This is a genomic window from Streptomyces sp. NPDC104307 (assembly GCF_055584045.1).
Genome location: NZ_JBVJMU010000014.1, coordinates 127,380 through 147,150, shown reverse-complemented (window position 1 = coordinate 147,150; position 19,771 = coordinate 127,380). Strand labels below are relative to the sequence as shown.

The window sequence follows — 19,771 nt, the reverse complement described above, 5'->3', positions numbered from 1 at the left end:
CCCTTTCCGCGCATCGGCGCATGGGAGCACGTCAGGATCCAGCTCGGCGCGATGAAGAAGCCGCTCCCCAGGCCCCGTCGCGTTCATCGACGGCATACCCGGTCCCGTTCTGACGGATGCGCACGGTGGCGTCCTGGACGAGGCCGCACAGTGCGAGGTGAACGTGCGCCTGACCGCCCGTGCGCCGGCCGGACGGCCTGGGCGTGCGCCGGCCGGACGGCCTGGGCGTGCGGAGGCCTCGGCCGGACGACCCCGGCGTGCGGAGCCCCGGCCGTACGACCTGGGCGTATGGAGCCCACGCCCTTCACTAAACTTGTGCCATGTACTTCACCGACCGCGGTATCGAGGAGCTGGAGAAGCGGCGAGGCGAGGAGGAGGTCACCTTCGAGTGGCTCGCCGAGCAGCTGCGTACGTTCGTCGATCTGAACCCCGACTTCGAGGTGCCGGTCGAGCGCCTCGCCACCTGGCTGGCCCGGCTGGACGACGAGGACGACGAGGACTGATCACCGGAAACGAGGACGACCGACAAGGGGCGCTCAGGGCCCCTCCGCCCCGTCGCCCCTGACCCGGTCGTACGCGAGTCCGAGCGCGCCGTGCACCATCAGCAGGGCCCCGGCGAAGACCCAGCCACCGCTGCGCCGGCCGGCTCCCCAGAGGGCGAGCGGGAGCCCCGCGGCCAGCTGGGCGCCTGCCAGGGCGCGGGCCCTGGGGCCACGCATCCAGGGTCCGGCGCGGCTGTTCTCGACCGCGTCCAGCTCGACCATGACCGCGTCGCGCCAGCCGGTCCAGGCGATCCGTTCGACCGCCGGCCCGCCGCCGGCTCCGGCGGTCAGCGCGGCGGCGGAGTCCCCGGGGTCGAGCCCGGCCGGAAGCGTCAGGCCGGTGCGGGTGAGGACGGCGAGCAGCCCGCGCAGCCGGGTGCGGGCGTCCGCCTCCGGATCGGGGCGGGTGAGACCTTCGAGCACCTGGACGTCCAGTACGGGATCGAGGCCGAGCCGCTCGGCGAACGTACGCATCGCCTCGTCCTCTCCCACCGGCGTGCCGTCCGCGAGCCAGACGTAGCCGACCGGCCGGCGGAACCCCGCGGCCAGGGTGTATCCGGCCCGGTCGCCGTCCCACCAGAGCGCGAGGACCGGCCAGGTGGAGCCGACCGCGAGTGCGGTGGCCCAGCCGCCCAGCACCCGGTCAACGGGCTCGGCCGCCACCCCCGCGCCCCGCTCGGGCCGGTCCCTCCAGGGCGTTCCTCCGGGGACGAGGACGCTCCACCCCTCTCCGGCGGGCGCGAGCAGCATCGGTTCGCGCAGCAGGTGGGCGACGGGACGTACGGCCTCTGCTCCGGCCCGGCAGAGCAGCAGTGCGCCCACGGGTGATGTCGCGTCCATGCCCTCACCGTAAGACAGATCGGATCGATTCATCACGCTTTGATGCGATTTGGCCCATCAGCTTCACCCCGGCCACCCTCCCGGTCACCACCCGGCCTGTCTTGACTTCCCCGATCCGCGATATATCGTGTTCTGCAAGAGACGCGATATGTTGCGTCAGCCGCGCTCCCCGGGAGGTCAGATCCATGCCTGTGTCGACGTGGGCCATCGCAGAGCCTCAGAAGCTGACCTTCGACGAACCCGTGACGGCGCTCAGCGTGCGCATCGTCAACGGCACGGTCAATGTCGTCGGCACCGATGAACCGACCGCGAGGCTGGAGGTCACCGGCATCGAGGGACCACCGCTGATCGTGACCCAGAAGGACGGCGTCCTCACCGTCACCTACGAGGACCTGGCCTGGCAGGGCCTCCTCAAGTGGTTCGACCGCAAGGGCTGGCACCGGCACGCGGCCGTCTCCCTCGCGGTCCCGGCCGGATCGGCCGTGGAGGTCGGCGTGGTCGGCGCCGGGGCCTTCGTCTCCGGGATCCGCGGCCGTACGGACGTGCGCGGCGTCACCGGCGACACCACCCTCGTCGGACTCGCGGGACCGGTCGGCGCGGAGACCGTGTCCGGCAACGTGGAGGCCCAGGCCGTCACCGGTGATCTGCGCTTCCACTCGGTCTCGGGCGATCTGACGGTCGTCGAGGGCGCCGGGGCATCCGTACGGGCCGAATCGGTCAGCGGCGACATGGTGCTCGACCTGGACCCGAACGGGAAGCCCACCGACATCCGGCTCACCACCGTCTCCGGCGAGGTCGCCATCCGGCTGCCGCACCCGGCGGACGCGAAGGTGGAGGCGAACACCGCGAGCGGCTCCGTCTCCAACGGCTTCGAGGACCTGCGGGTCAACGGCCAGTGGGGGTCCAAGCGGATCACCGGCACGCTCGGCTCCGGGACCGGGACACTGAAGGCGACCACGGTCTCGGGTTCGATCGCCCTGCTCCGCCGCCCACCGGTGGAGGACGACGCGCACGACAGCGAGCCGACCGGAAAGGTGCTCTGACATGCCCCCCGTATTCGCCCACGGCCGCCTGCGCCTCTACCTGCTGAAACTGCTCGACGAGGCGCCGCGCCACGGCTACGAGGTGATCCGGCTGCTGGAGGAGCGCTTCCAGGGGCTGTACGCGCCCTCGGCCGGCACGGTCTACCCGCGGCTGGCCAAGCTGGAGGCGGAGGGCCTGGTCACCCACGCCACCGAGGGCGGCCGCAAGGTCTACTCGATCACCGACGCCGGCCGCGCCGAACTCGCGGGCCGCACCGGCGAGCTGGCCGATCTGGAGCTGGAGATCCGGGAGTCGGTCTCCGAGCTGGCCGCCGAGATCCGCGACGACGTGCGCGGAGCGGCCGGCAAGCTGCGCAGCGATATGCGCGCCGCCGCCGACGAGTCCCGGCACACCACCGGCTCCACCGGCTCCCGTCCGGGCAGGAAGGCCGGCAAGGAGTCCCCCTTCGGCGGGTTCGGGGACTTCGGCGGACTCGGCGATCTGTCCGACCTCAGTGACAGGGAGGCGTGGCGGACCGCGAAGGAGGAGCTGCGCAAGGCCAAGCAGGAGTGGAAGGAGCAGGCCCGCCGGGCGAAGGACGAGTCCCGCCGCGCCCGCGAGGACGCCCAGCAGGCCCGACGCCAGGCCAAGGAGGCACAGGACCGGGCACGCGAGCAGATGCAGAACGCCGCCCGCCAGGTCCAGGAGCACTTCGCCCGCGGCGACTGGCCGGCCGGCGTACGGGAGGGACTGGCGGAGATCACCGGCCAGCTGGGCGGCATCGCCCGCACCGGCGGCTGGCCTCCCTACATCAAGCCGGATCCCGCTGCGGCCGACCCCGACTGGGGCAAGGACTCGGGCGGTACGGGTGACCCGGCGCGCGATCTGGACCGGCTGCTCGACCGTTTCCGCGACGACATCCGGGACGCGGCCAGGGACCGGGGGGTGACGGAGGAGCAGCTCGCGGAGGCCCGCCGCCACCTGTCGACGGCGGCGGCCCACATCGGGGCACTGCTGCGGAAGGACCCCGACGGCGGTACGGAGTAGAGGCGCGGAACGGGGGACGACGGGGGACACAGGGGACGACGGGGGACGACGGGAGACGGCGGGCGGCCCGGGGAGACCCGGGCCGCCCTTCGCTCATCCCGCCCGGCGGTTCTGCTGCGCCCCGCCCTCCCCGTAGAGCGCGCGCTCGATCGCCGCGTAACTCGCACCGTGCTCCGCGAGCACATCGGCGACGACGCCGGGGGACGCGGCGAGGGCGAGCAGGACGTGCTCCTCGCCGATGAACCTGTCCCCTCGGCCGAGCGCGATGCGCAGCGACTTCTCCAGGATCCCCTTGGCCCCGCGGCTGAACCGGCCGCCGATCCGTTTACGGCGGTCCGCACGCTCGCTCCGCAGGGCCCCCTCGCCGTGCGCCTCCTCAATACGGGACACGATCGCGGTGAGGTCGATGCCGATACCCGCGAGGGCGTCCGCGTCGGCCTTCGTCATGCCGCCGCGCCTGCGCGCGTCGGCCAGTGCGGCCTCCAGCGACGCCCTGCGGTCCGTGAGACCCAGCGAGGCGGCGGCGAAGGAGGCCCGGCTGCCCTCCTGGTCCAGCAGGGCGAGCAGGAGATGCTCCTCGGTGACCGGGCCGCTGCCGGCCCGGTCCGCATGGGTGACGGCTCCGGTCACGGTGGCGCGGGCACCCTTGGTGAATCGCTCGAACATCAATGCCTCCCGTACTTCTTGTGCACGGCCTGGCGGCTGACGCCCAGTTCGGCCGCGATCTCCTGCCACGACCAGCCCTTGGCGCGGGCGCTTCTGACTTGTACGGCTTCGAGCTGCTCCAGCAGCCGCCGCAGCGCGGCGACCGACCGCAGCCCCACCCGGGGGTCGTGGTCGCCGGCGCGTGCGGCGAGTTCCGTTGCTTCGGTCATGGTGTCAACTTACATTGACACGACCCGGCATGTCAATCCTGGTTGACAGTCAGCACGATCTTGCCGAACTGATCACCCGAGGCGAGGCGTTCGAAGCCCTCACGCGCCCGGTCCAGCGGCAGCACCTCATCGATGACGGGGCGCACCCCGGTGGCCGCGCAGAACGCCAGCAGGTCCTCCAGCTCGTCCTTGGATCCCATGGTCGAGCCGACGACCTTCAGCTCCAGGAAGAAGATCCGGGTCAGCTCGGCGTGCGCGGGCCGGTCGCCGCTGGTGGCACCCGAGATGACCAGCGTGCCGCCGGGGCGCAGGGACTTGACGGAGTGGGACCAGGTCGCGGCGCCGACCGTCTCGATGACGGCGTCGACACGGTGGGGCAGCCGCGCGCCGGGCTCGTACGCCTCAATGGCACCGAGTTCGACGGCCCGCTCGCGCCTGGCCTCGTCGCGGCTGGTGGCGTAGATCCGCAGTCCGGCGGCCCGGCCGAGCACGATCGCGGCGGTCGCGACCCCGCCGCCGGCGCCCTGGACGAGCACGGAGTCGCCGGGCCGCACCCCGGCGTTGGTGAAGAGCATCCGGTACGCGGTCAGCCAGGCGGTGGGCAGGCAGGCGGCCTGCTCGAAGGTGAGCTCCTTCGGCTTGGGCAGCACGTTCCAGGTGGGGACGGTGACCTGTTCGGCGAAGGTGCCCTGATGGCGTTCGGTGAGGATGGAGCGGGGCTCGTCGGGGCCGACCCCGTGCCCGGTCTGGCCGATGACGGAGTGCAGGACGACTTCGTTGCCGTCCTGGTCGGTCCCGGCGGCGTCGCAGCCGAGGATCATCGGCAGCTTGTCCTCGGCGAGGCCGACGCCGCGCAGGGACCAGAGGTCGTGGTGGTTGAGGGAGGCGGCCCGGACGTTGACGGTGGTCCAGCCCGGACGCGCACCGGGAGCCGGGCGTTCGCCCAGCTCAAGGCCGTTGAGGGGGTGGTCGCGGTCGATGCGGGATGCGTAGGCGGCGAACATGGGGCCGACGATAGGCCGGGCGGCGGCCCGGCGTAACCGGCCACGGGTGTGACACGGGGCTCAGGCGGAATCACCCCCGCCTTCCGTGCGGCGAGCGGCCGAAAACAAGCCCCCTGGGGGTCCCCCCGGACGAAGTCTGGGGGAGATTGAGGAGCGGGGGTCCGGGGGCAGCGCCCCCGAAAGGCTCGGCCCCGGACCCCGCACCCATCTCACATCACCGCCGGGCCACGCCCTCCGCCCGCGCCGCCGCGGCGACGGCCGCTGTGACCGCCGGGGCGACCCGCTCGTCGAACGGCGACGGGATCACGTAGTCCGCGGCCAGCTCGTCGCCCACCACGTCCGCGAGCGCGGTCGCCGCGGCGATCTTCATGCCCTCGGTGATCCGGGACGCCCGCACCTGGAGCGCGCCCGCGAAGATGCCGGGGAACGCCAGCACGTTGTTGATCTGGTTCGGGTAGTCGGAGCGCCCGGTCGCCACGACGGCCGCGTACTTGTGCGCGATGTCGGGGTGCACCTCGGGGTTCGGGTTCGCCATGGCGAAGACGAACGCACCGGGCGCCATCGAGGCGACGGCCGGCTCCGGGACCGTACCGCCGGAGACGCCGATGAACACGTCCGCGCCGGCCAGCGCGGTGTCCAGCGGCCCGGAGATACCGGCCTTGTTCGTCAGCTCGGCCAGCTCCCGCTTGACCTCCGTCAGGTCCTCCCGGTCCCGGCTGACGATGCCCTTGCGGTCGGCGACCGCGACATCCCCGAGCCCCGCCTCCAGCAGGAACTTGGCGATGGCCACCCCGGCCGCACCCGCGCCCGAGATGACGGCGCGCAGATCACCGAGGCTGCGCCCGGACAGCTTCGCGGCGTTGCGCAGAGCGGCGAGCGTGACCACGGCGGTGCCGTGCTGGTCGTCGTGGAAGACCGGGATGTCGAGCCGCTCCTGGAGCCTGCGCTCGATCTCGAAGCAGCGCGGCGCCGAGATGTCCTCCAGGTTCACGCCGCCGAAGGACGGGGCGAGCCTGACGACGGTCTCGACGATCTCGTCCGCGTCGGTGGTCGCGAGCGCGATCGGCACCGCGTCGACCCCGCCGAACTGCTTGAACAGGATCGCCTTGCCCTCCATCACCGGGAGGGAGGCCTCGGGTCCGATGTCCCCGAGCCCCAGCACTGCGGTGCCGTCCGTCACGACGGCGACGACCTGCGACTTCCAGGTGTAGTCGTGGACGAGTTCGGGATTCTCCGCGATCGCGCTGCACACCTTCGCCACACCGGGCGTGTACGCGAGGGAGAGGTCGTCCTTGTCCCGGATCGGGACGGTGGCCTGCACGGCCATCTTCCCGCCCCGGTGGAGGGCGAAGGCCGGATCGAACGGCTCATCGGTCGCACTGCCCATGCTGTCCGTACTGCTGTCCGTACTGCTGCCTGCACTGCTGTCTGTACTGCTGTCGCTGCGAGGATTGACGATCTCCGCTGCCATGGTGTTGACCCCTTAAGTCTTCATCGTTTGAGGGTGGCCACTCCTGGTTGAGGAGGGGTGGGCGGGCACCGCGTACGTGCCCTGCGCCGGGCGGTTGGTCCGCCCCGGCAGAGGGAGAGGTACGTACGCGCGGGCGCGCCGCACACGCGCCCTGAGCCCCGGATGAGGGGTGTAAACGTCTTTCATACCGGACGGACCGGGTCATGGACGAGTCCATACCCCCTCGGTGATCTGACCCATAGCCCAATATCTGGACAATGTCCGCCACACGAAGAATGAGTGTCCGCTGTCCGAGACGCGCCGCAGATTCTGCGGTCGCGGGAAAGAAACCCCATAGAAGGTCCGGCCCTGGTGTACCGGCCTCGTGAGGATCGGGGATCGCCCGTTACCCGATTTTGACATGACCGGCCCCCTGAATGCGCTGGTCCGAATGGCAAGATGCCGTAATCGCACACGGCGGCGACACCCGACGACGTGTGCCACACCGCCTGGCAACACCACCCTCATCTGCCGGAGGAATCCGATCATGACCGCACGCAAGACTCGACGCACGACCGCGAAGTCCCGGATCGCGGCGGTCGGCGCCATCGCGGTCGCCGGCACCATGCTGCTGACCGCCTGTGGCGACCAGACGAAGAACAACTCCAGCGACTCCGCCTCGACCAAGGCGAGCGACGGCGCCGCCGCCTCCCCCGCCGACCTCCTCCCCCCTGAGATCAAGTCCAAGGGCGTCATCAAGGTCGGCTCGGACATCGCTTACCCGCCGGTCGAGTTCAAGGACAAGTCCGGCAAGACGGTCGGCATCGACCCGGATCTCGCCGCGGCCCTGGGCAAGCAGCTGGGCGTGGAGTTCCAGTTCGAGAACGGCACGTTCGACACGCTGGTCACGGGGCTGCGCTCCAAGCGCTACGACCTGGCCATGTCGGCGATGACCGACAGCAAGGAGCGCCAGGAGGGCATCGACCCCGAGACGAAGAAGAAGGTCGGTGAGGGAGTCGACTTCATCGACTACTTCACCGCCGGCGTCTCGATCTACACCAAGAAGGGCGACGACCAGGGCATCAAGAGCTGGTCCGACCTCTGCGGCAAGAAGATCGCCGTCCAGCGCAACACCGTCTCGCACGACCTGGCCAAGGCCGAGTCGAAGAAGTGTACGGGCGGCAAGAAGATCGCCATCGAGCCGTACGACAACGACCTGGAGGCCCAGACCCGGATCCGCTCCGGCGGCGCCGACGCAGGCTCCTCCGACTTCCCGGTCGCCGCGTACGCGGTGAAGACCTCGGGCGGCGGCAAGGACTTCCAGATCGTCGGTGACCAGGTCGAGGCGGCCCCGTACGGCATCGCCATCGCCAAGGGCAACGACCAGCTCACCAAGGCCGTCAAGGCGGCCATGGACGCGATCATCAAGAGCGGCGAGTACGAGAAGATCATCGCCAAGTGGGGCGTCGAGGCCGGTGCGGTCACCGAGGCCAAGCTGAACGGCGGATCGTGACCGGGCTCCGGCGCTGAAGGGCATCAGCCGTGATTGACATCGAGAAGTCGGGCCCGGACGAGCAGCCGCCCGCACCCCCCACCCCGGCGGCCGGACCGGAGGCGATCAAGGCCATCCCGGTCCGGCACTACGGCCGGTACGTCTCCGCGGTCATCGCCATCGCCGCCCTGGTCGCGATCATCTACGCATTCAGCCAGGGCAAGATCAACTGGGGTGCGGTCCCCGATTACTTCTTCGACGACCGCATCGTCAAGGGGGTCGGCCAGACACTGCTGCTGACCGCCCTCTCCATGGTGATCGGCGTGGTCGGCGGCATCCTGCTGGCCGTCATGCGCCTGTCGAAGAACCCGGTGACCTCATCGATCGCCTGGTCCTACATCTGGTTCTTCCGCGGAACACCGGTCCTGGTCCAGCTGTTCGTCTGGTTCAACCTGGGGCTGGTCTTCCAGTACATCAACCTCGGGCCGATCTACAAGGACTACTGGTCGAGCTTCATGACGCCGCTGCTGACGGCGCTGCTCGGCCTCGGCCTCAACGAGGCCGCGTACATGGCGGAGATCTGCCGGGCCGGTCTGCTCTCGGTCGACGAGGGCCAGACGGAGGCGTCCCACGCACTGGGCATGAGCCACGCCAAGACCCTGCGTCGCGTCGTGATCCCGCAGGCCATGCGGGTGATCGTGCCGCCGACGGGCAACGAGGTCATCAACATGCTCAAGACGACCTCGCTGGTGGCCGCCGTGCAGTTCTACGAACTCTTCAAGTACGCGCAGGACATCGGGCAGGCGTCCGGGGCGCCGGTGGAGATGTACTTCCTCGCCGCGGCCTGGTACCTGATCATGACCTCGGTGCTGAGCATCGGTCAGTACTACCTGGAGCGGTACTACGCCCGCGGCTCCAGCCGCAGTCTGCCGCCCACCCCGATGCAGAAGATCCGGACCAACCTGCTGTCACTGGGCCGCCCGAACGGAGGCATGGCATGACCGCCATGGTGAAGGCCGAGGGCGTCCACAAGTCCTTCGGCGCCGCACACATCCTCAAGGGCATCGACCTGGAGGTCGCCCCGCGCGAGGTCTTCTGTCTGATCGGCCCGTCCGGTTCCGGCAAGTCGACGTTCCTGCGGTGCATCAACCATCTGGAGCAGATCAGCGCCGGCCGGCTCTCCGTCGACGGCGAGCTGGTGGGGTACCGCCAGAAGGGCGACAAGCTCTACGAGCTCAAGGACAGCGAAGTCGCCCTGAAGCGCCGGGACATCGGCATGGTCTTCCAGCGCTTCAACCTGTTCCCGCACATGACGGCGATCGAGAACGTCATGGAGGCGCCGGTCCAGGTCAAGCGCGAGTCCAAGGCGGTCGCCCGCGCGCGGGCGACCCAGCTGCTCGACCGGGTCGGCCTGTCCGACAAGGCGAACAACTACCCCTCGCAGCTCTCCGGCGGTCAGCAACAGCGGGTGGCCATCGCCCGCGCGCTGGCCATGGAGCCGAAGCTGATGCTCTTCGACGAGCCCACCTCCGCCCTCGACCCGGAACTGGTGGGCGATGTACTGGACGTCATGCGCGGCCTCGCGGAGGACGGCATGACGATGATCGTGGTGACCCACGAGATGGGCTTCGCCCGCGAGGTCGGGGACGCGCTGGTCTTCATGGACGACGGTGTGGTGGTCGAATCGGGCCACCCGCGCGACGTACTGACCAACCCCCAGCACGACCGGACGAAGTCGTTCCTGTCCAAGGTGCTGTAGCGGGTCCGGAACGGGAGAGGGCGGTACCGGCTACAGGCCGGTACCGCCCTCTCCCCCGTTCCCCCGTCCGCCGCTACTTCTCCGGCAGCAGCTCCGGGCGGAGCATCAGCGTCCGCAGCTGCGCCCGAGTCAGCGGCGGGGCCTTCAGCAGCGGCCCCTGGGCGGTATCGGCCTCGAAGCCGGTGCTGTCCCGTACGGCCAGTTCACCGCCGTCCGGGAGCGAGAGACGGCCCACCAGCTCGGGACCCCACTGCGGGGTGCCGTCCCCGTAGTCCATCGAGTCGCTCCAGAGGGTCAGCACCCGCCCGCCCGGCAGCTCTTCGCGGACGCAGTCCGTACGGTGTGGCTCCCCCGGCAGGGCCGCGCACAGATCCGTGTCCCGCGACCCTCCCCCGAGCTTCTTGTCCAGCATCTTCGCGTTCATGAGCCCGATGACGAGATAGCCGACGCCGCCGTCCCTGCGGACCGCGAACTGCCCGTCCACCGGCCCGTACAGGTGCTCCTTCGCCTGGGCGGGCGTGGCGTACTTGATGATGGCGGCCAGCGAGACCTGTTTCACCGAGCCGACGCCCGCGGGCAGCAGCCCGGCCAGTTTCCCGGCCCGCGCGGAGTCGCCGCCGAGCTTGCCCGGCGCCGCCACAGAGGAGGTCCGCGGGCTCTGCTCCTGCCCCGTGGACAGCCCCGGCACCACGAACGCCCCGGCGGCGACCGCGCAGACCGCCGCCGCGGAGATCCCGGCCCGGCGGCGCCACCGCACCCGGGCCGCCTTGGCGTAAACCGCTTCCGTGCTGATGACCGGCCGCCCCGCGTCCTCCGCGGCCCGCCCCAGCAGCTCACGCACGTCGCTCATACCTTCTCCTCCGTCATTTCGGCGCGCAGCGCCGCCAACCCCCGAGCCGCGTGGCTCTTGACCGTGTTCTCCCGCATCCCGAGCAGCGCGGCCGTGGCCTGGACGCTCAGGTCCTCCCAGTAGCGCAGCACCAGTACGGCCCGCTGCCTGGCGGTGAGCCGGGCGAGTGCCGCCCGGACCGCGAGGCCGGTGTCCGTGTCGGGCGCGTGGTCCGCCCGCTCGGGCAGTTCGCCGTACGACTGCTCCCGCCGCCAGAACCGGCGGCGGGAGGCGATGAAGGTGTTGACCAGGGTCTTGCGCGCGTACGCCTCGATGTTGTCGAGCCGCCCGTGCCGCCGTCCGCCGAGCACCACCTTGACCAGGGCCGTCTGGACCAGGTCCTCGGCCTCGTACCGGTCGCCGCAGAGCAGGTACGCGCTGCGGAACAGCGCGGTGCGTCTGCTCTCGACGAAGGCGTGCAGCGCGGCATCATCATCGATCCGCATCGTCACCGCCCCTCTCCGGGTCCGCTGGTGCGGACCGTCTCACCCTTCCAGTGCGGCGGGGTGCCGGGCGGGTTGCGGCGCCGGACGGAAAATGTTGCGGCGCCGGCCGAAAAACGCTGAGGGGCGGCCCGGACCATGGTCCGCACCGCCCCACCTCGGAGGGTGCCGCTACTTCACCGCGAGCACCAGGCTGTCCGAGGGCGAGGCCCAGACGGACCGCGCCTCACCGAAGCCGGCCGCGCGCAGGGTGTCCGCGTGCCAGCGGGCGGAGGGCGTGTCGCCGTCCGCGTGCTCGCCGTAGATCCTGAATCGTTCGGCGGTGGGCGCGGCGAGCACCGGGTCCTTCGCCGCCAGTGCCCACCAGTCCGCCCAGTCGAGGACGCCGCCGGCCTTGGCCCGGTCCATGACGGCGTGCCGCTGGGCGCGTTCGGCGGCGTTGATCCGGGGAGTGTCCGGATCGGTCATGTGGTCGGCGTTCATGAACACCCCGCCGTCCCGGACGAGGCCGCCGAGCTGCCCGTAGAGAACGGCGAGCGGCTCGCTGTGCAGCCAGTGCAGGGCGGTGGCGGTGAGGACCGCGTCGTACGAGCCGTGCGGCAGCGCGTCCGGCCACCGCGGGTCCTTGAGGTCCGCGGTGACGAAGGTGACGCGCTCGTCGCCGTCGAAGGTGCCGCGGGCGATGGCGAGCAGCGCCGGATCGAGGTCGACCCCGGTGCTGGTGGCCTTGGGGAACCGCCGGAGCAGCCGGTCCGTAATACTTCCCGTACCGCACGCGAGGTCGAGCACCCGGGGTTCGGGACCCACCAGGGCCTCGACCATGTCGAGCATCACGCGGAAGCGTTCCTCGCGGTCGGGCATGTACCACTCCTGCTGCCGGTCCCAGCTCTCCTGCCAGGACCTCCAGTCGGCACCCTGCGCTGACTCCGTCACCCGAACCCCTCCCATGTAATACCCTGGACCCATAGCAGCCCATTACATCATCGTCCGAACCGACCTTAGACCGACGCCGTAAGGACTACAAGTGGAACTGGCCTATTACTCGGACTACGCCGTGCGCCTGGTCAACACCGAGGAGCCGGCCCGCAACAAGGACGCCCTCACCACGGTCGACGCGGTGCGCGAGCTCTTCGGTGTCAACGGGCAGGCCGCCCGCCGGGCGACCGACGCGGACGTGACCCGCTTCCGGTCCGTCCGGGCCCGGCTCCGCTCGGTCTTCGAGGCGGCCGACGGCGGCGACGAGACGCTGGCCGTGGACCTGCTCAACTCCCTGCTGCTGGAGTTCCCGGTCAGCCCGCAGATCTCCGGCCACGACTTCCGGGACGCGGACGGAAAGCCGGACTGGCACATGCACCTGGCCGACCACCCGTCCAACGCCACGGCGGGCTACGCGGCCACGGCGGCGATGGGCCTCGCCTTCCACCTCACCTCGTACGGCGTGGACCGGCTCGGCCTGTGCGAGGCGGCGCCGTGCCGCAACGCCTACCTCGACACCTCGACCAACCGCTCCCGCCGCTACTGCTCCGACCGCTGCGCGACCCGCGCCAACGTCGCCGCCTACCGGGCCCGCAAGCGTCTGGAGACGGAGCGCGCCGCCGAGACGGGCCGCAGCGCGGAGACCGCCCAGCCCACCACCCCGCGCAACGAACGCTGATCCTTCGTCAGCGGCCGGTAGCGCGCCCGCACCCTGGCCAGCACCAGCTCCTCCGGCACGGTCCCGTAATCCGTACTGTCGCCACCCGCGAACCGGTTGTCACCGCGCACCCACCAGCCCCCGGTGCGCCGCTCCACGGCGCGTTTGACCACCAGCAGGTCCTGCTGGAACGGGTGTCTCAGGATCACCACATCACCGGGACGCACCGGCGCCCCGTACTGCACGAGCAGCCAGTCCCCATGGTGGAGCGTGGGCACCATCGAGGGCCCCGTCACCTCCACCACCTGGAACGGCACCCGCGCCGCCAGCCCGCGCGCGGGCTGTTCATCGGTCAGCTCCGGCAACTCCGGCACCTCCCGCATCTCTCCGGCACCTCCCCGTCCGTCCAGTACACCGTCCACCACAGCGTTCCGTACATTCGGCCACTGGGCCCATCCTCACCCTGGACTTTTGGCCTAAGCCCATGGGGGCACCCACAATTTCGCGCCTCTCACGGAGTAATGTCCCACCTGAGAAGACGATCACGAGGAAGGACAGCCCCATGCTTTCCCGCCTGTTTGCCCCCAAGGTGAAGGTCAGCGCCCACTGCGACCTCCCCTGCGGCGTGTACGACCCGGCCCAGGCCCGCATCGAGGCGGAGTCGGTCAAGGCCGTCCAGGAGAAGTACCAGGCCAACGAGGACGCGGACTTCCGCACGCGCGCGGTCCTGATCAAGGAACAGCGCGCCGAGCTCGCGAAGCACCACGTCTCGGTGCTCTGGAGCGACTACTTCAAGCCGCCGCACTTCGAGAAGTACCCGGAGCTGCACCAGCTGGTCAACGACACCCTGAAGGCGCTCTCCGCGGCCAAGGGCTCGAACGACCCGGCGACCGGCCAGAAGGCTCTGGACCTGATCGCCGAGATCGACACGATCTTCTGGGAGACCAAGAAGGCCTGATTTACGGTTAGACCGTCTGACCTGCGATTTCGCCGGTCACTTCGGCTACCTGACCGCACCCGGCCCGCCGGACGCCCGCAACGGCGTCCGTCACGGGCCGGGTGCGGTCTTCTTCGTCCGGCCACACATGCGCGTAGATCCGCAGCGTGATGACGGCGGACGCGTGGCCGAGGGCAATCTGCACCTGCTCCACGCTCGCGCCGCCCGCGATGGGCGCTCGTTCAATTTTCTTGGCCTGGTCAGCGCAGCTCCAGGGAAGACCGCTGCGATCCGGAGTGCCAGGCCTTCTGACAGCATGCCGTCGTGACAGACATACGCGATGAGCGTCCCGCCGAAGCCACTCTCGACTTCCTGAGGTTCGCATTTCCGCCGGAATGGCGCGAGCCGGCGCTCGGACATGAAGCCATCGCGGAATGGGAGCGAAAGCACCGACTGGTCCTACCGGAGCCGTACAGGGCGTTCGTCGCGGAGATCAGCAACGGATGCAGCCTCGGCCCCGCCGGTGACGGCGGCCTCCAGCCGCTCGGCTGGCTGCCCGACACGTGGCCGGACCTTGGGCCTCGACAGCCAGGCGAGCTGTTCCCCCTGCTGGCAGCTTGGCCGTGGGAGGACGATGAATGCGTGGACCCCGAAGACCCGCGTATAAACGCCGTATTCACCATGGGGTCCATCGTTCTTGGGGCTGAGGACGGGCCGTCGTTCTGGCTCCTGCTGACCGCTGGTCCTCGCCGCGGCGAGATCTGGATGATCGCCGACGTTGGCGCCGTCCCGGTGCCGGGTGACCAGGCATGGGGCTTTGAGGAATGGGTTCAGCGCTGGCACACCGGCAACGACTGGTGGGACTAAACGCTTCGCACTGACCCGTCGCAGATTGCGGAGGGTTCGAATCCTGAGTGCCCTCCCACAGTGGGGCTCTGGCACAACTTCTGTGAAGTGCTCGCAGGCAGTAGTCGTGGGCTCCCATCGTTCCTGAACAGTCGGCTGGCACCGTGCTGGTTCTGACAGGGTTTGATCGCATGGACTGCACCTTCTGCCGACTGATACGGGACGACGCTGCCCGGTGGGTGACGCGCGGGCCCGTGGTCAGCTCGTTCGCTCCGCTGGACCCCCTCGCGCCAGGGCACGCTCTGGTGATTCCGACATCCCACTGGACGGACATCTTCGACACTCCACCGGAGGTCCTGGCGCACGCGATGACGCTGGTCCAGCGCCTTGCCGGGAAGATGCGGAGCGAGCTGAAGGCCGACGGCGTGAACATCCTGAGCGCCAGTGGCCCCGGCTCGGAGCAGTCAATACCTCATCTGCACTTCCACGTGGTTCCGCGCTGGTCGGACGACGCGTTCACCACCTGGCCCACGCAACAGTCCCGTCACCGGATCGTCGGTGACCCTGTCACACAGCTCGCCAACGCCATGACGGCCACTCACCCGGCTTGACCGCACCACACAATCTGAGCCGGAGCCCACAGTGGTGAACATCTGCTGTCCCCTTCTCCTGGACAGAGCTAGCCACGAGGGAGGCCGCCGCTCGGGGCCGGCCGAGATGCTTCTGCTGACCATCTGACTTGCGGTCGTTGGAGGCCCAGAAGAGGTAAGTGTCTGGGCCTCCAAGTACTCCCTTCAAGACTTGGCGGTCACGGTCTGAGCTTCGAGGCGCGTCAGCTCGTGGCTGACGGCCAGGGCCGCCTTCCTGGCGTCGCTGCTGGTACGGCGAACATCGACCGAAGAACCGCCGTCCACCGTGAAGGATCTGGCGCGGACCGTGTAGGTGGCGGCGTCCTGTCCCCCGTTCGTTAGGCAGTACCCCGCCAGCGGGGCATTGCAGAAGCCACCAAGCCGGCGGAGTACCAGGCGCTCGGCTTCCGCCTCCGTGGCGGTAGCCGAGTCGTGCAGGAAGTTGATGGCCTCGCTCGTGGCCCTGTCGTCCTCGCGTGTCTGGAAGGCAATGATCGCGGCGCCGAGCGGAGGACAGATCACCTCCGGGCTGATCCGTTCGGTGATCAGGTGGGGCAGGCCGAGCCGTTCCATGGAGCACGTGGCGACGACCAGCGCGTCAATCCGGCTGTCGGGCTCGTGCAGCGCTCGGAGGCGCTCGTCCACCGGCCCACGTATCGGAACGACGTTGATGTCCGGGCGATGGATGCGCAGTGCGGCGGTCCGGCGCAGGGACGCGGTGGCTACCCTCGCCCCAGCAGGGAGGGTAGCCAGCGTGACATCGGGATCGCGGGCAACCAGGCAGTCCCGGATGTCGTCGCGCCGCAGGTAAGCGGACATTGTCAGGCCGGGAGTGTCGATGGTCGGCGCGTCCTTGAGGCAGTGAACAGCGACGTCGATTTCGCCCGCCAGCAGGGCGGATTCGATCTCTTCGGAGAAAACCCCGTCCGCCTCCAGTGCGGCCCGATTCACCGACCGATCTCCACCCGCCTCGGCGAAGGGGCGCAGGGTGGTGGGGCCGGCAGCGGAGAGAGCGGATAAAACCGGGGCCGTCTGCATGAGGGACATCTTCGAGGCGCGGGCGCCCACGCGAAGCGTCACAAGCTTCTCCTTTGGTGACAAAGTGTCGGAATCTGCATGGTTCTGGTGCAAGTACGATTTCGAGTCAACGGAACTGCTATCGCGAGGAGTTGACCTGAATGGGCGACGTAGTGCGCATCGGCTCCAGGGCTAGCAAGCTGGCGAGGACGCAGGTCAGCGAATGGCTGGCACCTCTGGTCGGGCAGTTCCCGGAAGTTACCTTCAAGCGCGAGGTCATCCTCGAAGGCGGCGACCAGGACCGCGTCACGCCCACGCTCGCGGAGGTCGCGAAGACGGCTGGCGGGTCTGCCTTCTCCACCAACCAAGAAGCAGCCTTGGTCACGGGAAAAGTCGACGTGATCGTGCACTCCTTGAAGGACCTCCCTACGGCCGTTACCGAAGGAACAACGCTGCTGACCACGCCTGGCCCGCGTGAAGACGTACGTGACGTGCTCTGCGGGGCGACCCTGGCCGATCTCCCCAGAGGGGCGACCGTGGGTACAGGCGCGCCCCGCCGCGTGGCCCAGCTCCTCGCACTCCGCCCCGACCTCAACGTCGTGCCGATCCGAGGAAACGTGCCTGGGCGGCTTGCCCGAACCACTAAGGGCGCGCTCGATGCGGTGGTTCTCGCCGCTGCCGGATTGAATCGGCTCGGGCTGGCGCCCGAGATCCACGAGGTTCTGGACCCGCGACTCTTCCTCCCGTCGCCAGGGCAGGGCGCACTCGGAATCCAGGTACGTACGGGCTCGCCGGCCGCACAACTCCTTGCTGCGACCGGGAACAGCGAGGTTGATGCGTGTGTGCGGTCGGAACGTGCCCTGCTCGCTGAACTGCACGGCGGATGCTCCGTGCCAGTCGGCGCGTGGGGACGGGTGGAGCGGGACGGACTGCTGCACCTGTCGGCAGCCGTCACCTCCACCGATGGGACTCAGCAGGTTGCCGCAGAAGCCACGGGTCCGGCGGACGAGCCGGAGAAGCTTGGCTTCACCGTTGCGGCAGACCTGCTGAATCGGGGCGCCGCCAACATCCTCTCGGCGATCAGGACCCTTTGAGCCTGCGAGCGATTTCCATCGCACCGTACGTAATAATCCGATCGGCGCCGGCCCGCTTGAGGACCGTGTACGCCTCAACCAGGCCGCTCACGTCGAGTTCCCCGTCCGGCTTGCGGTCCGTGAGGCGCAGGTACTCTCCCGACACGGAGAACGGAACCACGGGTACGGGGACCTTGTCCTTGAGGCGGACGAGGGTGTCGACGGTGTGCAGCGCAGGTTCCGTAAGGATCATGTCCGCGCCCTCACGAACCATCTCAAGGGCGAAGTGCACGGCCATCTCCGGCCTCCGCGGATTGATCTGGAAGGCCCGCATCCCGGACTGAGGGGTGGCCCCCATCGTCGCGCGGTAGCCCTGGTAGAGCCCGGACTCGAAGATGAGGTGCGGCATGATCGCCACGTCACGGTGCCCGGAACCGTCCAGGGCTTCGCGGACGGCCTGAACCGAGCCGGGGATCATTCCCGCGGGCCCTACGATGTCGGCGCCCGCATCAGCATGCATCACTGCCTGTGCCGCCAAGACCTCGGTGGTCCTCACGAGGTCCACGCCGCCGTCACGCTCGTTGGCGAGCCAGCACTCACCCGAGTCGGTGTGGGAGCACACGCACGTCTCGGTCATGACCGCGAGCCCAGGCGCAGCCTTCTTCACGGCCGCGATCGTACGGGCCATGAGCCCCGTGGGAGAGGTGGCCTGCGAGGCGTGGCCGTCCCGGAGGCGCGAACCCGCGAAGACCTTGACGGACCGCATGCCCAGGTCCTCGATCATCTGCGCGTCTTCGACGGCCTCTCCCACCGTTCGCGTGGGCATTGAGCTGGCCGCCCTGTCGTCGCCCTCGCGCATCAGAAAGACCATCGTGAGGTCTTGGGGGGTGAGTGCCGGCCCGCCGAGGTAGTTCCGGACCGATAAGCGTGGGGTGCGCAATGCTCCTCCTATGGTCTGCGGGGTGTGCGGTGATGTGGGAGGGCCAGTTGTGAGGGCCCCCACCAGGTCGTGCGGTTCGGATGCCATCGGCGCTCTCCTGCTCGGACGAACCCGCTCGGCCGCGACCGTCACACACCAACCGGGCGGGAGTTTCAGGGTCAGGCCGCGTCGGCGCGGGCCTGCGCAGGGGTCACGGTGAAGGTCGTGAGCACATGACTGCCGTTCATCGGCTTGCCCAGATTCCGACGACGAGCAGAACCGTGAGGCCCGCCAGAACGCTGAGGTAGATCCACTCGGGCGCCTGTCGGCTCACAGGGGCACCTCGGCGATGAGGACATTGATCCGCGCGGACAGCTCGATGTCTGCCTGAGCCAGCGGCATCCACGTCTGAGGGGCGCCCGGAGCGAAGTGGCAGAGGCCGGCATGCGTGCGAAAGAGGTACCGGGCCGCGACCCGCATGCGCTCACCGTCTTGAGCGTCTGCGCGAGCTGCGTGAAGTTGGACCGGGTCCTCGCAACCCGGCTGCGTCCACAGCTCATGGACTCCAAGGGCCCGGGCCAGCATCGAGGCCGCTTCAGCGAGGGTGTCCCAACCATCTTCGAACCGCGCCTCGGGGATCCTTACGGTGCCGCGCCCGGCCCCGAGCACCAGCACTTCCTGGCGCTCGTTGAGCACGATCGGGCTGGCCGTCACGATCGGACAGGCGCCCCGGTGGTGGCAGGTCCCCGCCTTCGCGTGCTGGGAGAGCGTCTGCCACAACGGGGCGAGCGTCAGGGCTTCCCCGGGGCGGCGGTGCATGTAGTCGCTCACCGCGCGAGCCACGACGGCCGTCCCGATCATTGGTGCCCTCCCGCCGAACGGTTCAGCCACTGCTGAGCACGCCGCATCTCCAGGACGGCAGCAACCCGGTAGGTGCCCATGGGCACCCCACTGGCAGGAGCTACCGCCGACACTCTCCCCGGCTCCTGGTCCTCGCCAAGCCTCCGGTCGGTGTACTGGGCAACGTGCCGCCGCAGAACGCGGCCCAGCGCCCTCATGCGCGTCCACGTACGCCAGGCAGCGTCATCCCCGGCGATTACTTCCTCCAGGAGCTGGAGGATCTCCTGGCGCTGCGCATCGGCCTCCTCCTGGTCCTCGGGAAGACCGGCATTGAAGAAGTAGCGGATCTGCTCCACCAGAAGCGCGACCTGGACTTGCATCGCGTGGAGTGTGGTGGTTCCGAGCTGGAGACGCAGCGTTTCGTCAGCGAGGGTCATAGCGGCTGCGGGGTCCAGAGCTGGCGCCTGTTGGGCCTCGTTCGGGGGGTGCGGCATAGCTGCTCCTGGCTTCTCC

Annotated in this window: 25 protein-coding genes; 11 read left to right on the top strand and 14 right to left on the bottom strand. The window is 69.5% G+C overall.

Annotated features, from left to right (window positions below):
- The first annotated feature begins 320 nt into the window (after positions 1 to 320).
- Complete coding sequence (locus ACZ601_RS29085) at positions 321 to 503, top strand: DUF6104 family protein (RefSeq protein WP_018535226.1); 183 nt, start codon at positions 321 to 323, stop codon at positions 501 to 503.
- 33 nt (positions 504 to 536) lie between these two features.
- Here ACZ601_RS29085 and ACZ601_RS29080 read toward each other — a convergent pair whose 3' ends face one another.
- Positions 537 to 1,382: a hypothetical protein gene (locus ACZ601_RS29080; RefSeq protein WP_469543445.1), complete on the bottom strand. Its 846-nt coding sequence runs from the start codon at positions 1,380 to 1,382 to the stop codon at positions 537 to 539.
- A gap of 185 nt (positions 1,383 to 1,567) precedes the next feature.
- Here ACZ601_RS29080 and ACZ601_RS29075 point away from each other — a divergent pair, with 185 nt between their 5' ends.
- On the top strand, positions 1,568 to 2,425 hold the full coding sequence (locus tag ACZ601_RS29075) for a DUF4097 family beta strand repeat-containing protein (protein WP_469543443.1): 858 nt from the start codon (positions 1,568 to 1,570) through the stop codon (positions 2,423 to 2,425).
- Position 2,426: 1 nt separating this feature from the next.
- Positions 2,427 to 3,452, top strand: a complete 1,026-nt coding sequence (locus ACZ601_RS29070; protein ID WP_469543440.1) for a PadR family transcriptional regulator — start codon at positions 2,427 to 2,429, stop codon at positions 3,450 to 3,452.
- A 93-nt stretch (positions 3,453 to 3,545) separates the two neighbouring features.
- Here the strand turns inward: ACZ601_RS29070 and ACZ601_RS29065 are convergent, their stop codons facing one another.
- The 4 genes from ACZ601_RS29065 to ACZ601_RS29050 form a co-directional block, all read right to left on the bottom strand.
- Positions 3,546 to 4,118 carry a Clp protease N-terminal domain-containing protein gene (locus ACZ601_RS29065; protein WP_469543439.1) on the bottom strand — a complete coding sequence of 191 codons (573 nt, stop codon included), beginning with the start codon at positions 4,116 to 4,118 and terminating at the stop codon, positions 3,546 to 3,548.
- Positions 4,118 to 4,327: a helix-turn-helix domain-containing protein gene (locus ACZ601_RS29060; RefSeq protein ID WP_311303269.1), complete on the bottom strand. Its 210-nt coding sequence runs from the start codon at positions 4,325 to 4,327 to the stop codon at positions 4,118 to 4,120. Before ACZ601_RS29060 ends, ACZ601_RS29065 begins: the two co-directional genes overlap by 1 nt.
- A gap of 32 nt (positions 4,328 to 4,359) precedes the next feature.
- A complete protein-coding gene (locus tag ACZ601_RS29055; protein ID WP_469543436.1) occupies positions 4,360 to 5,331 on the bottom strand; it encodes a zinc-binding dehydrogenase in 972 nt (323 codons plus the stop codon).
- A 214-nt stretch (positions 5,332 to 5,545) separates the two neighbouring features.
- Positions 5,546 to 6,802, bottom strand: coding sequence for an NAD(P)-dependent malic enzyme (locus ACZ601_RS29050; protein WP_469543433.1), 1,257 nt, complete (start codon positions 6,800 to 6,802; stop codon positions 5,546 to 5,548).
- Positions 6,803 to 7,328: 526 nt separating this feature from the next.
- Here ACZ601_RS29050 and ACZ601_RS29045 point away from each other — a divergent pair.
- The 3 genes from ACZ601_RS29045 to ACZ601_RS29035 are packed head-to-tail and all read left to right on the top strand — an operon-like array spanning position 7,329 to position 10,032.
- Positions 7,329 to 8,294 (top strand): ABC transporter substrate-binding protein, encoded by a 966-nt coding sequence (locus ACZ601_RS29045; RefSeq protein WP_440575048.1) that lies wholly within the window; start codon positions 7,329 to 7,331, stop codon positions 8,292 to 8,294.
- A 29-nt stretch (positions 8,295 to 8,323) separates the two neighbouring features.
- On the top strand, positions 8,324 to 9,274 hold the full coding sequence (locus ACZ601_RS29040; protein WP_440575049.1) for an amino acid ABC transporter permease: 951 nt from the start codon (positions 8,324 to 8,326) through the stop codon (positions 9,272 to 9,274).
- Positions 9,271 to 10,032, top strand: a complete 762-nt coding sequence (locus tag ACZ601_RS29035) for an amino acid ABC transporter ATP-binding protein (RefSeq protein ID WP_440575050.1) — start codon at positions 9,271 to 9,273, stop codon at positions 10,030 to 10,032. The genes ACZ601_RS29040 and ACZ601_RS29035 overlap by 4 nt, the downstream gene beginning before the upstream one ends.
- A gap of 73 nt (positions 10,033 to 10,105) precedes the next feature.
- On the opposite strand, the gene ACZ601_RS29030 is transcribed toward ACZ601_RS29035, so the two are convergent.
- From ACZ601_RS29030 to ACZ601_RS29020, 3 genes are all read right to left on the bottom strand, one after another.
- Positions 10,106 to 10,882 carry a hypothetical protein gene (locus tag ACZ601_RS29030; RefSeq protein WP_469543428.1) on the bottom strand — a complete coding sequence of 259 codons (777 nt, stop codon included), beginning with the start codon at positions 10,880 to 10,882 and terminating at the stop codon, positions 10,106 to 10,108.
- Positions 10,879 to 11,367: a SigE family RNA polymerase sigma factor gene (locus ACZ601_RS29025; RefSeq protein WP_469543425.1), complete on the bottom strand. Its 489-nt coding sequence runs from the start codon at positions 11,365 to 11,367 to the stop codon at positions 10,879 to 10,881. Before ACZ601_RS29025 ends, ACZ601_RS29030 begins: the two co-directional genes overlap by 4 nt.
- Positions 11,368 to 11,535: 168 nt before the next feature.
- On the bottom strand, positions 11,536 to 12,312 hold the full coding sequence (locus tag ACZ601_RS29020; protein WP_469543422.1) for a class I SAM-dependent methyltransferase: 777 nt from the start codon (positions 12,310 to 12,312) through the stop codon (positions 11,536 to 11,538).
- A gap of 76 nt (positions 12,313 to 12,388) precedes the next feature.
- Here ACZ601_RS29020 and ACZ601_RS29015 point away from each other — a divergent pair, with 76 nt between their 5' ends.
- Positions 12,389 to 13,018 carry a CGNR zinc finger domain-containing protein gene (locus ACZ601_RS29015; RefSeq protein ID WP_440575054.1) on the top strand — a complete coding sequence of 210 codons (630 nt, stop codon included), beginning with the start codon at positions 12,389 to 12,391 and terminating at the stop codon, positions 13,016 to 13,018.
- On the opposite strand, the gene sodX is transcribed toward ACZ601_RS29015, so the two are convergent.
- Positions 12,922 to 13,380, bottom strand: a complete 459-nt coding sequence (gene sodX, locus ACZ601_RS29010; RefSeq protein WP_469543417.1) for a nickel-type superoxide dismutase maturation protease — start codon at positions 13,378 to 13,380, stop codon at positions 12,922 to 12,924. The genes ACZ601_RS29015 and sodX overlap by 97 nt on opposite strands.
- A 179-nt stretch (positions 13,381 to 13,559) precedes the next feature.
- Between sodX and sodN the strand changes: the two genes are divergently transcribed.
- Complete coding sequence (gene sodN, locus ACZ601_RS29005) at positions 13,560 to 13,955, top strand: superoxide dismutase, Ni (RefSeq protein WP_469543414.1); 396 nt, start codon at positions 13,560 to 13,562, stop codon at positions 13,953 to 13,955.
- Positions 13,956 to 13,962: 7 nt separating this feature from the next.
- Here sodN and ACZ601_RS29000 read toward each other — a convergent pair whose 3' ends face one another.
- On the bottom strand, positions 13,963 to 14,148 hold the full coding sequence (locus ACZ601_RS29000; RefSeq protein WP_469543413.1) for a hypothetical protein: 186 nt from the start codon (positions 14,146 to 14,148) through the stop codon (positions 13,963 to 13,965).
- A gap of 110 nt (positions 14,149 to 14,258) precedes the next feature.
- Here ACZ601_RS29000 and ACZ601_RS28995 point away from each other — a divergent pair, with 110 nt between their 5' ends.
- Both ACZ601_RS28995 and ACZ601_RS28990 read left to right on the top strand, forming a co-directional pair.
- Positions 14,259 to 14,801 (top strand): SMI1/KNR4 family protein, encoded by a 543-nt coding sequence (locus tag ACZ601_RS28995; RefSeq protein ID WP_469543410.1) that lies wholly within the window; start codon positions 14,259 to 14,261, stop codon positions 14,799 to 14,801.
- A gap of 170 nt (positions 14,802 to 14,971) precedes the next feature.
- Positions 14,972 to 15,391, top strand: a complete 420-nt coding sequence (locus ACZ601_RS28990; RefSeq protein ID WP_469543408.1) for an HIT family protein — start codon at positions 14,972 to 14,974, stop codon at positions 15,389 to 15,391.
- A 183-nt stretch (positions 15,392 to 15,574) separates the two neighbouring features.
- On the opposite strand, the gene hemC (ACZ601_RS28985) is transcribed toward ACZ601_RS28990, so the two are convergent.
- A complete protein-coding gene (gene hemC, locus ACZ601_RS28985; RefSeq protein ID WP_469543405.1) occupies positions 15,575 to 16,489 on the bottom strand; it encodes a hydroxymethylbilane synthase in 915 nt (304 codons plus the stop codon).
- A gap of 98 nt (positions 16,490 to 16,587) precedes the next feature.
- Between hemC (ACZ601_RS28985) and hemC (ACZ601_RS28980) the strand changes: the two genes are divergently transcribed.
- Positions 16,588 to 17,520: a hydroxymethylbilane synthase gene (gene hemC / locus ACZ601_RS28980; RefSeq protein WP_469543403.1), complete on the top strand. Its 933-nt coding sequence runs from the start codon at positions 16,588 to 16,590 to the stop codon at positions 17,518 to 17,520.
- Here the strand turns inward: hemC (ACZ601_RS28980) and ACZ601_RS28975 are convergent.
- The 3 genes from ACZ601_RS28975 to ACZ601_RS28965 all read right to left on the bottom strand — a co-directional run bounded on the left by ACZ601_RS28975 (position 17,507) and on the right by ACZ601_RS28965 (position 19,638).
- Positions 17,507 to 18,526 carry a hypothetical protein gene (locus tag ACZ601_RS28975; RefSeq protein ID WP_469543401.1) on the bottom strand — a complete coding sequence of 340 codons (1,020 nt, stop codon included), beginning with the start codon at positions 18,524 to 18,526 and terminating at the stop codon, positions 17,507 to 17,509. The genes hemC (ACZ601_RS28980) and ACZ601_RS28975 overlap by 14 nt on opposite strands.
- A gap of 222 nt (positions 18,527 to 18,748) precedes the next feature.
- A complete protein-coding gene (locus ACZ601_RS28970) occupies positions 18,749 to 19,279 on the bottom strand; it encodes a hypothetical protein (RefSeq protein ID WP_469543399.1) in 531 nt (176 codons plus the stop codon).
- A complete protein-coding gene (locus ACZ601_RS28965) occupies positions 19,276 to 19,638 on the bottom strand; it encodes a hypothetical protein (RefSeq protein WP_469543396.1) in 363 nt (120 codons plus the stop codon). Before ACZ601_RS28965 ends, ACZ601_RS28970 begins: the two co-directional genes overlap by 4 nt.
- Positions 19,639 to 19,771 lie beyond the last annotated feature (133 nt).